The sequence below is a fragment of the Tissierella praeacuta DSM 18095 genome, from assembly GCF_900128955.1.
GTDB lineage: Bacteria > Bacillota > Clostridia > Tissierellales > Tissierellaceae > Tissierella > Tissierella praeacuta.
Window position 1 is genome coordinate 27,079 of record NZ_FQTY01000002.1, and the last position, 11,445, is coordinate 38,523.

Consider the following 11,445-nt stretch of genomic DNA (forward strand, 5'->3'; position numbering starts at 1 on the left):
TGTATCTAAAAAACTTTAAAAGTGTATTGCAATTAATATAAAAGTGTAGTATTCTGTAATCAATAAATTAAGAGTAGGAGGGAATAAGTTGAAAAAGATAATCGTTTTATTATTAGTTTTAATTTTAGTGATATCCATTGTGGGTTGCACTCAGAAAAAAGAAGAAGTTATAAAAATGGGTTTTGTTCCTATGAAGGATGGGGATAAATTAATTGAATCAGTTGAGCCCTTGACAGAAATTTTATCTAAGGAACTTGGAATTAAAGTAGAAGGTTTTACTGCTACTAACTATGTTGGTGTAGTAGAAGGATTAGGTTCGGGGCAAGTTGACTTTGGATTTATTCCTCCATTTGCTTATGTCTTAGCTAATAAGGAAAGTAAAGCAGATGTCATATTAACAGCATTAAATAAATCAGGAGAAGCAAAATATCGTTCTCAATTTTTAGTAAGAAAAGATAGTGGGATTAAGAGTTTTTCAGACATAAAAGGTAAGAAGGTAGCCTTTGTAGACCCATCTTCTACATCAGGTTATTTATTTCCAGGGGCACATTTAATTAAAGAGGGAATAAATTTGGAAATGGATATGGAATATATATATGCTGGAGGGCATGATAAAGCTTTACAATTACTTTTAAATGGTGATGTAGATGTGGCAACTACCTTTGTAGACTCAAGGGATAGATATAAAGAAGATTTTCCAGAAGCCATGGAAAAAACGGAAGTCTTAGGATATACAGATTATATTCCAAACATATCTGTGACCGTAAGAGGGGATATGGATAGGGAAATGCAAGAAAATATAAAGAATGCTTTATTAAATGTAGCAAAATCTGAAGAGGGTGCTAAACTTTTAAAGGAGTTATTTAATATGTATGGATTTGAAGAAGCTACAGATGATGATTATGATATTATAAGGACTACAGCAGAATATATGAATGTGGATTTAAAAGAAGGTAATTAGGAGTTGGTCTGATGCTTAAATTGGAGAATGTTACGGTTTCATATGATGGAAATATATTGGCATTGGAGAATGCAAATGTAGAAGTAGAGCAAGGTGAGTTTGTAGGCATAATAGGTTCTTCTGGTAGCGGAAAATCTACTATGCTAAAGACTATAAATCTCTTAGTTAGACCTATAAATGGAAAGATTTATATAGATAATGTAGATATAACAAAGCTTAATAACTATGACCTTAGATCCATGAGAAGGGGAATTGGCTTTATTTTTCAAGATTATAATTTAATTGATAGATCTTCAGTTTTAGATAATGTATTGATGGGAAGGCTTGGATATAAGTCTTCCTTTAAATCAATTTTTGGTATATTTAATGAGGAAGATTATGAGAGAGCAAATAGAGCATTAAATCAGGTTGGATTAAGTGAAAAGATATTTGAGAGGGCAGATCAGTTAAGTGGAGGACAAAAACAAAGAGTTGCAATAGCCAAAACCCTTTGCCAAAGACCCAAGATAATATTAGCTGATGAACCTGTAGCGAGTTTGGATATATCCTCTTCTCAAACCATAATGAATTATTTTAAAACCATTAATGAAAAGAAGAATATTACCATACTTATTAATTTACATGATGTAAATTTAGCCAAAAGATATTGTAATAGAATCATAGCTCTTAAAAAGGGAAAGATTTTATTTGACGGAAGAGCAGGTGATTTAGATGATAAAATCCTCAAAGGAATATATGACTAAAAGGATAAGAAGTAAATTCTTATATTTGTTTGGATTTATTATATTTCTAGTTTTTTTAGGATTTAATGTAAATTTTAGCTTTGCTAAATTATACAAGGGCGTACCTAGTATGCTTGACCTTATTAGTAGGATTTTAAGACCTAATTTATCCTATAGTATTGATGTGTTTGAAAAATTAACTGAAACAATTCAAATTGCCATAATTTCATCTATATTAGGAGTTATATTAGCTTTACCATTTTCTCTTTTTGTTTCAGATAATATAGCACCAAATAGATATTTGGCAGGAATATTGAATGGGATATTTTCTTTTTTTAGAACTATTCCAAGTCTAATATGGGCAGCCCTATTGGTTAGTATATTTAGCATAGGAAGATTTTCAGGAATTATTGCTCTTACAATTATTGGATTCTTAATTTCCATAAGATTATTTAGAGAATATATTGAGTCTATTAAAGAAAATCAATTAAATTCAATTAGAGCTATAGGTGCAAATTCCATACAGATATTAAGGTACTGTATTTTACCCTATATATTTGAATTATCCATATCCATATTTTTTATAGTATTAGAAACAAATATTAGATCTGCAACTATCTTAGGTTTAGTAGGTGCTGGTGGAATAGGTCAGATTATGTGGAGAGATTTAAATCATCTAAGATATGATAACTTGGCCACTATAATATTAGTTTTATTTCTGACAATTTTATTAATAGATTTTTTAAGTTTGTATATTAGAAGATATTTAAAGCATTCATCTATTAAGTTTAAATCAATGGCAGGGTATAAAAGATTCCAAATAATAAAGATAATATTTATACCTATGTTTTTAATAGGATTAATATATTTAGCTTTTAAATCCCTAGGAATAGATTATAAAAGATTGATACTTGGATTAAATCAAGGGAAAAACATAGTAGTAAGAATGATTAAAATAGATATGAACTACTTTCCTAAGCTTATTGAGGGAATAGGAGAAAGTTTTTTTATAGCTATTTTTGCAACTATAATAGGTGGATTACTTTCTTTATTATTTTCATATCTAACTGCATATAATACATCACCAAATAAGACCATATCAGTATTTTTTAAGGGGATTATAAATATATCAAGAACCTTCCCCCCACTAATAACTGCAATAATATTTTTCCGTGGTGTAGGACCAGGACCATTAGCTGGAGCCATGGCTCTTAGTATTTATACAACGGGGGTACTTACAAAGATGTATAGTGAGGTATTAGAAAATACTAAGGAAAATGTAAAAGACAGTATACTTGTAACAGGAGCAACAAATTTTCAAGCTTATAGACATGGACTTCTACCTCATACGTTTTCAACATTTATAAGTCTTTTACTATATAGATTAGAATCAAATATTAGAAATTCTGCAATTTTAGGAGTAATAGGGGCAGGAGGTATTGGCACTATTTTGGCTATGAATATAACATGGAGAAATTGGGAAAAGGTTGGACTTTTACTTCTAGGAGTTTCCATTATGATAATTATAATAGATAGACTAAGTCAATATTTGAGAAATAAGTTTTCATAAAAGATAATAAAAAATTCTATTAAAAGGCTTAGCCTTTTAATAGAATTTTTCTATATATTCTTCATAAGTCATCATTCTGTCATTAAATCCATCAGGCTTTATTTCAATTATTCTATTTGCAATAGTTTGAATAAATTGATGGTCATGAGAAGTAAATAATACATTACTCTTGAAATCCTTTAATCCATTATTTACTGAAGTGATAGATTCTAAGTCTAAATGATTAGTAGGTTGGTCAAGAATTAAAACATTGGCATTACTTAGCATCATTTTAGATAACATACATCTTACCTTTTCGCCTCCAGATAATACTTTGGCTTTCTTTAACGCCTCTTCACCAGAGAATAACATTCTGCCTAAGAATCCCCTCAGATATATTTCAGATTGGTCAACTGAGAACTGTCTCATCCAATCTATTAAATTTAGCTCTACATCATTGAAGAATTCTGAGTTATCCTTAGGGAAATATGATTTTGTAATAGTAAGTCCCCATTTATAGCTTCCACTATCAGGTTCCATTTCTTCCATTATAATCTTAAATAAGGCAGTAATACTTATTTCATCTCCAATAAAAGCAATTTTATCACCTTTATTTACTCTGAAACTAACATTGTTTAATACCTTAACTCCATCTATTGTTTTAGAGATATCTTCTACTGTTAGAATTTCATTTCCAACTTCTCTTTCCATAGTAAATCCAACAAAAGGATATCTTCTAGTAGAAGGTTGTATATCATCTAAAGTAATTTTTTCTAATAATTTCTTACGTGAAGTTGCTTGCTTTGACTTAGATGCATTAGCACTAAATCTAGCAATAAATGATTGTAATTCCTTAATTTTCTCTTCCTTTTTCTTGTTTTGGTCTTTCATCATTTGAAGAGCTAGCTGACTTGATTCATACCAGAAATCATAATTACCTACAACCATTTTTATTTTACCAAAGTCAATATCTACCATATGAGTACATACTTCATTTAGGAAATGCCTATCATGAGATACAACTATAACTGTACCTTCAAAATCTCCTAAAAATTCCTGTAGCCATCTTACTGACTTTACATCAAGGTGGTTAGTAGGTTCGTCTAATATTAATATACCTGGTTTACCAAATAATGCTTGTGCAAGTAATACCTTGACTTTATCATTACCGGTTAAATCTGCTACTTTTTTTTCATGAAGTTCAGTTCCTATACCTAAGCCCTGTAATAATGAAGATGCTTCAGATTCAGCACTCCATCCATCCATTTCCGCAAATTCTGCCTCAAGTTCTGATGCCTTAATACCATCTTCATCATTAAAATCTTCTTTGGCATAAATAGCATCCTTCTCTACCATTATCTCATAAAGTCTTTTATTGCCCATGATAACTGTTTGAATTACTTGGCATTCATCATATTCAAAATGATCTTGTTTAAGCACAGACATTCTAATATTTTTATCAATAGAAACATCACCAGTATTTGGTTCGATTTCTCCAGATAAGATTTTAAGGAAGGTACTTTTACCAGCACCATTAGCTCCTATTACACCATAGCAATTGCCAGGAGTAAAAACTAAATTTACATCATCAAATAATTTTTGTGACCCATATCTTAAACTTACATTATTTACACTAATCAATATACTTCAATCCCTTACTTAAAATTTACATCATTATATTATAGCATAAATAGGATATAAAATATATATATAGAAAACAAATAAAAGTAATAAATGTTTATTACTTTTATTTATAAACTTTTTAGTTTCATTGCTTCTTCTTCAGTTTTAAGTGATAAAATTTTAGCTGGACAATTTTCTATACAAGTGGAACATTTAATGCAATTTATATTATCAAATTGATTTTTATCAGACCATTCTAAATGAGGTGTTAGTTGGAAAGGACATACTTTAGAACATTTTCCACAATTATAACATTTACTTTTATCAGATATGGTAATCTTTTTTTCAGTTTTTTTAGGAATATCAAAAGTTTTTCCTAAAGTATATGATAATTTTTGTAAGGAACCCATAGGACAGAATTGACACCAAGTTCTAGGATTAGTAAAAATAGCCAGTAGTCCACCAATAATTAGTACCATTAAGTATGTGTTAGCAAAAATTAATCCTAATTTATCTAAGAAAGCATAACTACCCCATAACTTTGATATTTTTATTATTTTCCTAGAAAAGTTAAACATAAAAAATCCAAAAAATCCAATCATCATAGGCTTAGATTTTAAAAACTTAGGAATTTTTATATTTTTGCTTATGGGTAATAACAGTCTATCAAATAAACTGCCATGGGGACAAAAATTACCACACCAATATCTTCCAGTGAAAAATGAAGTTACAATTAATCCAGTCATAATTAAGATAACCAATAAACCAAGTTTTGGTTCCCATAAACCACCAATTGCTACTAATAAAGTAAAGAGCCAACCATATTTTCTAATAACAGTAAAAGTACGGTTTGTTTTAATATACTGATTACTCAAGTTTAAATCCTCCTTTATAATTATATTATATATACCATATGGGGGTATATATAATATAAACTATAAAAACGAATTAGTAAAGAGTAAATTTAAAATAATAATTTATAAATTATTCAAATAAGCTAATATATTCACCATAGCCTTCTTTTTCTAAATTTTCTTTTTTAATAAATCTTAGAGAAGCCCCATTTATACAATATCTTAATCCGCCCTTATGTTTAGGGCCATCATTAAAGACATGACCAAGATGTGAATCACCATATTTGCTTCTTACTTCTGTTCTAATCATTCCATGACTAGAATCTATTTTTTCAACTATATACTCATCTTTTATAGGTTTAGTAAAGCTAGGCCATCCACAACCTGCATTAAATTTATCCCTTGAGGTAAATAGTGGTTCTCCTGACACTATGTCCACATAAATGCCTTCTTCATAATTATCATTAAATTCATGAGAAAATGGTCTTTCAGTAGCATTTTCTTGAGTTACCCTATATTCAATATCATTTAATTTATTTCTAATTTCTTTGTCCATTGGTTTAATATATTTTTTATTCATTACTATCACACTCCTTAAGGATATTTTACCCATTATTTTTATTTTATTCCAAGGAGTAAGTCTAAATTTAAATATAAAAATTGAGTGCGTATTAATCGCACTCAATTAAATATGGAAAATTAAAAACCAATTGTATTTTTAAATTTTAAATTTAACAACGATTGATTGTAACTCCTGTGCCAATTCTGATAAAGCTTCACTGCCATTTGCAATTTCTTCCATAGAGGCAACTTGTTCTTCAATTGTTGCTGTGACTTCTTCTGTAGCAGCAGAGTTTTCTTGTGCTATGGCAGAAAGATTTTGTAAGGTATCTAGTATAGTATCTTTCATGCTATTCATTTCTAAGCCTGAAACATTTAATTGCTCAATTTCTTTATCAGCTTTTTTCATTGCTTCATATATTAATATATATTTATCCCTGCTATTAATCACGCTTTGTGTTTGCTCATTAGCTATATTTGATACTCTTTCTATTGTTGTTACAGCATCCTTAGAGTTTGCTTGTAAATCATTAACTATTTCATCTATAGACATTGTAGAAGCTGAAGATTGTTCAGCTAATTTTCTAATTTCCTCTGCTACAACTGCAAATCCCTTTCCAGCTTCTCCAGCTCTAGCTGCCTCTATTGCTGCATTTAATGCTAAAAGATTGGTTTGTTCTGCTATTGAGGCAATTACATTACTTGCTTGTCCTATTTTAATAGAGCTATCATTTGTTTTTAGTATAACCTCTTGAATTGCTTTTGAAGCAACATTACTTTCTTCCGTTATCCTAGATAAATTTTCAATTTCCTTTAGACCATTATTAATAATATCCATTATTTCACTTGCTCTTGATTTTAGATTTTTTGAATACATTAATTCCTTTTCAATTATTTCCCCTAACAAATTAGCCTTTGATGAGCCTAATTCCGTACTAGATGCTTGCTCTGATGTACTATTGGCTATTTCTTGTGCTGTTTTAGATATTTCTTCTGAAGAAAGGGTTGACTGTTCAATAGTAGCAGCCATTTCCTCCGAAGTAGCTGCTACTTGTTCCGAGGAATTACGAATTTCATTAATCATCTTTCTAAGATTATCTGTTATACTTTGCATAGATTTTCCTAGATGTCCCAGCTCATCTTTCCTTGATATGAAATGTTGAGAAATATCTTGTGTAATATCATAATTGGCTAAGATTTCTGAATATCTAGTTGCTTCGATTACTGGTTTAGCAATAAACATACCCATAATATATGTAATACCCATACCAAATAATAAAGTTATAGCTATTGATATAATGATATTTTTTTTCATTTCTGGTATTGAATTCAATACTTCAGCTTCATCTGCTGTAATAACGAATGTCCAATTAGTATCCTGGATTGGTGCATACCCAGCATATAACTTTTTACCATTAATGAAATAGCTACTTACACCGAATCCTTCTTCTATTATTTTTTCAGTTAATTTTGCTATACCTTTGAGACTTTCATCATTCTCCACTAAATTAATTGCATTAGACTGTTCAAATACTAATTCCTTATCAGGATGTGCTACTACTGTTCCTACATTGTTAAGTATATAGCTATACCCAGTTTCGCCAAAACCAATATCTGCAATAAGTTCACTTAGAATATTGCCATCGGCTCTAGTGGATAAGGCACCTACTATTTGACCATCTTTTTTTATAGGTGTAGCATAAAGTAAATTTAATTGATTTACACCACGAGTAACCAGTAAATCAGATATACTTGTTTTACCACTTAATGCATTTTTCAAATAAGGTCTATCCCCCAACTGAATAATTGTTCCATCAGGAGAATATGTACTTCCATCAAGATGGGAGATTGCTAGTTCAATGAAATTAGTTCCTTTAACCTGTCTTAGTAGCTCCTCTTTTTGCAATTCCCAATCCATACTTTGGATTTCCTGAATACATGCTATGGTTTCTAGAACCCTTTTCTCAGTTTTAATTCGGCTTTCTACTATTTTTGCTCCATTAAGAGCCATATCTATAAGTGCGTTTTCTGCTTCATTACTAATTGTCTTCCCAGACTTTACTACAGAAATGGAACCGACAATTATAGATGATAGTAAAATTAATATGGAGAAATATACAACAAGTTTTAGTTTAATACTTTTCACGTTAATACCTCCTGTTTTTGAAATTATGACCTACATATCTTGGTGCATTATGAATTGTTAAAAAGTAGACACCATTCAACATATTAACTCAATATTTATATTTTTGCAACAACCAAAAATATTAGATTAAAGTACAAAATAGGGAATTTGATAATAAATATTAAAACAGATTTATTACATTTATTGTAAATTTTAGATAAAACTATTGACATTTTTTTAACTTAATATATACTAGAATATGTTGATAGAATATTCTAGTAAAACATTCTATAAAAAAAGGAGGTTTTTTTATGTTCAAATTTACTAAGAAACATATTGCTTTGTTTTTAGTATTAACTATGGCACTATCTTTAGTAGGCTGTGGCAAGGATAAAGCACCTACTTCCTCTAACAAAGGAGAAGGTAAGTTTGTACCTGGTGTATATACTGGTGAAGCAAAGGGTATTAGTGATACTCTTACTCTTGAAGTAGAGGTAGATGAGGAAAATATTTTATCTGTAAAAATCCTTAATCATAGTGAAACGCCTGGCATATCAGATACTGCTATAGATCGTATTCCAAAAGAAATAGTTGAATACCAAAGTCTAAATATTGACACTATATCAGGAGCTACTGTTTCTAGTACTGCTATTCTTGAGGCTGCAAAACAAGCTTTAGAAAAAGCTGGGGCTAATATTGATGATTTATTAAAAGAAGTGGATAAGTCCTCAAGTAATGGTGAAGTAATAGAAAAAACTACAGATGTAGTTATTGTCGGTGGTGGTGGTGCTGGTCTTGCAGCTGCTGTTTCTGCATTACAGAATAATGCTAAGGTTATTGTATTAGAAAAAATGCCCACATTAGGGGGTTCTACTATAATGGCTGGTGGACAATATAATGCAGTGGATAGTAAACGTCAAGAAGCTCTTACTATGCGTCCTGAACTAATTAAACAAATTGAAGGAATTACCAAGGAAGAACCTGTCAATGAAATACATAAAAGGTTAATGAGTGAATTGGCAGAGCAAATTAAAGAATACAAAAAAAATAAATCCACTTATATGTTTGATTCACCACAACTTCATGCGTTACAAGCATTTAATGGCGGGGATAAAAAAGGTAATCTTGAGTTAATAGAAAAATTTGCATATGGAGCAAAGGAGTCTGTTGGTTGGCTTGAAGGTTTAGGAGTGAAAATATCAGATGAGATTGCTACTGTTACGGGAGCATTATGGCCAAGAACACACCAATTTATTAAGCCACTTACTACTGGACCTATAGATGCTTATGTTGAATTCATATCTTCAAAAGGTGATGATGCTGAAATAATATTAGAAACTAAAATAACAGATATTATCATGAAAGACGGTAAAGCAGTAGGAGTCAAAGGTTTACAGGGAAACAATGAAATAATTGTTAATGCAAATAAAGGTGTGATTATAGCTACTGGTGGATTTGCAAGAAATAAAGAATTAGTAGCTAAATATGATGAGCTTTGGGGAGATTTATCAAATCTTAACTCTACAAATAGTGTTAGTGCAACTGGTGACGGTATAGTAATGGCTGACGCTATTGGTGCTAGTTTAGTTGGAATGGAATATATACAATTATTACCAGTTGGACATCCTGAAACTGGTGGAATGTCTGGAAATATTAGTATAAATGCAGCTAACCAACTTTTCATTAATAATAAAGGTGAACGTTTTGTAGCTGAAGATTCAAGAAGAGATACTCTTACAAAGGGACTTTTAGAACAGCCAGATCAAATTATGTGGATACTACATGATGCACATGAATATTATAATGAAGATGTTAAAAATGATTTCAATGAATCAATAGGTAAATTAGTTGAGAGTGGCATTGCTGTTAAAGGAAATACTATTGAAGAATTAGCAGAACAAATGAAAGTAGACCCTGCTACATTGAAAAATACAGTTGATACCTATAATAAAGCTGTTAGAGGTGAAATATCTGATCCACTAGGAAAAAACCTACTTCAAGATGAATTTAATAAGGCACCTTTCTATGCATCTGTTCGTGTACCAACAATACATCATACTATGGGTGGAATTGAAATAAATACAGATGCACAAGTAGTTGATAAAAATGGTAATATAATCAAGGGATTATATGCAGCTGGTGAAGTTACTGGTGGTATACATGGTTCTAATAGGCTTGGCGGTAATGCCATACCAGATACAGTAGTATATGGTAAGATAGCTGGAGAATCAGCAGCATTGGAAAAATAAATAGAACAAAAATAATTCTCTATAAAAGATAGGGAATTATTTTTTTATTATGATATAATTTTTGTAAGGTGGTGATATTTATATGTCCTATGAAATGGAAAGATCTGTAAGAAGAAAACAAGAGTTAATAAATATTATTGTAAATCTTATGGATGAAGAAGGACTTAAAAATGTAACGGTTAAGGATATTTGTGAGGCTGCTAATATATCTATTGGAGCCTTTTATCACTATTTCCAGTCTAAAGATGCCATAGTAGATGAGATGTTTATTTTAATGGATGAATTCTTTCTAGTTAATCAACAGAGTATTTTGGAACACCCTACAGCTGCAGAACAAATAATTGATTTTGTAAATCATTTTGGTATCTATGTTGAAGAGTGGGGTTATTATGCAAATTTATTAATCATGAGATCTCATATGACTAAATCTGATTATAATAGACAAAGAAGATTATATGGAATATTGGAAGAAATAATTATCGAGGGTATTAATAATGGTGAGTTCAAAGTTAAAATTGACCCCAAGGAACTTATAACTATGATTTTTGTAATAATCAGAGGATATCTTCTAGAGTGGATTAATAGAGAGCATAGCTATCCTGTTAGAGGAAACATGGTAAAGGAAGTGACTTATTTAATAAATTTTTTGACAACATAATGTAGTTTTCTCCCCTTAATGTTGATTAGATTAGAAAAGGAAATCTGATTTTAAAAGGGGAGTTTTTTTATGTTATAATTAACCCACAAGATATTTAGAGAGTTAGTATGTATAGATGATTTAAAGAAAAACTAGCTTTATTA

The 11,445-nt window shown here is 30.2% G+C and carries 9 protein-coding genes; 5 read left to right on the forward strand and 4 right to left on the reverse strand.

Annotated features, from left to right (window positions below):
• Window positions 1–88: 88 nt before the first annotated feature.
• The 3 genes from BUB33_RS02830 to phnE are packed head-to-tail and all read left to right on the forward strand — an operon-like array spanning window position 89 to window position 3,253.
• Window positions 89–961, forward strand: coding sequence for a phosphate/phosphite/phosphonate ABC transporter substrate-binding protein (locus BUB33_RS02830; protein WP_072972963.1), 873 nt, complete (start codon window positions 89–91; stop codon window positions 959–961).
• An 11-nt stretch (window positions 962–972) separates the two neighbouring features.
• Window positions 973–1,704, forward strand: coding sequence for a phosphonate ABC transporter ATP-binding protein (gene phnC, locus BUB33_RS02835; protein WP_072972966.1), 732 nt, complete (start codon window positions 973–975; stop codon window positions 1,702–1,704).
• On the forward strand, window positions 1,697–3,253 hold the full coding sequence (gene phnE, locus BUB33_RS02840) for a phosphonate ABC transporter, permease protein PhnE (RefSeq protein ID WP_234949975.1): 1,557 nt from the start codon (window positions 1,697–1,699) through the stop codon (window positions 3,251–3,253). The genes phnC and phnE overlap by 8 nt, the downstream gene beginning before the upstream one ends.
• Window positions 3,254–3,289: 36 nt before the next feature.
• Here the strand turns inward: phnE and BUB33_RS02845 are convergent, their stop codons facing one another.
• From BUB33_RS02845 to BUB33_RS02860, 4 genes are all read right to left on the reverse strand, one after another.
• Window positions 3,290–4,873, reverse strand: coding sequence for an ABC-F family ATP-binding cassette domain-containing protein (locus BUB33_RS02845; RefSeq protein ID WP_072972970.1), 1,584 nt, complete (start codon window positions 4,871–4,873; stop codon window positions 3,290–3,292).
• 110 nt (window positions 4,874–4,983) lie between these two features.
• Window positions 4,984–5,730: a 4Fe-4S binding protein gene (locus tag BUB33_RS02850; RefSeq protein ID WP_072972973.1), complete on the reverse strand. Its 747-nt coding sequence runs from the start codon at window positions 5,728–5,730 to the stop codon at window positions 4,984–4,986.
• 109 nt (window positions 5,731–5,839) lie between these two features.
• Window positions 5,840–6,289: a peptide-methionine (R)-S-oxide reductase MsrB gene (msrB, locus tag BUB33_RS02855; protein WP_072972975.1), complete on the reverse strand. Its 450-nt coding sequence runs from the start codon at window positions 6,287–6,289 to the stop codon at window positions 5,840–5,842.
• A gap of 138 nt (window positions 6,290–6,427) precedes the next feature.
• Window positions 6,428–8,416: a methyl-accepting chemotaxis protein gene (locus BUB33_RS02860; protein ID WP_072972977.1), complete on the reverse strand. Its 1,989-nt coding sequence runs from the start codon at window positions 8,414–8,416 to the stop codon at window positions 6,428–6,430.
• 290 nt (window positions 8,417–8,706) lie between these two features.
• Between BUB33_RS02860 and BUB33_RS02865 the strand changes: the two genes are divergently transcribed.
• Both BUB33_RS02865 and BUB33_RS02870 read left to right on the forward strand, forming a co-directional pair.
• Window positions 8,707–10,644, forward strand: coding sequence for a flavocytochrome c (locus BUB33_RS02865; protein WP_072972979.1), 1,938 nt, complete (start codon window positions 8,707–8,709; stop codon window positions 10,642–10,644).
• A 94-nt stretch (window positions 10,645–10,738) separates the two neighbouring features.
• Window positions 10,739–11,302: a TetR/AcrR family transcriptional regulator gene (locus BUB33_RS02870; protein ID WP_159429157.1), complete on the forward strand. Its 564-nt coding sequence runs from the start codon at window positions 10,739–10,741 to the stop codon at window positions 11,300–11,302.
• Window positions 11,303–11,445: the final 143 nt, after the last annotated feature.

Excerpts from the sequence above, each read along its gene's own strand:
- phnC (WP_072972966.1), top strand. The coding sequence starts at position 973 with ATGCTTAAATTGGAGAATGTTACGGTTTCATATGATGGAAATATATTG.
- phnE (WP_234949975.1), top strand. The coding sequence starts at position 1,697 with ATGACTAAAAGGATAAGAAGTAAATTCTTATATTTGTTTGGATTTATT.
- msrB (WP_072972975.1), bottom strand. The coding sequence starts at position 6,289 with ATGAATAAAAAATATATTAAACCAATGGACAAAGAAATTAGAAATAAA.
- BUB33_RS02865 (WP_072972979.1), top strand. The coding sequence starts at position 8,707 with ATGTTCAAATTTACTAAGAAACATATTGCTTTGTTTTTAGTATTAACT.
- BUB33_RS02870 (WP_159429157.1), top strand. The coding sequence starts at position 10,739 with ATGGAAAGATCTGTAAGAAGAAAACAAGAGTTAATAAATATTATTGTA.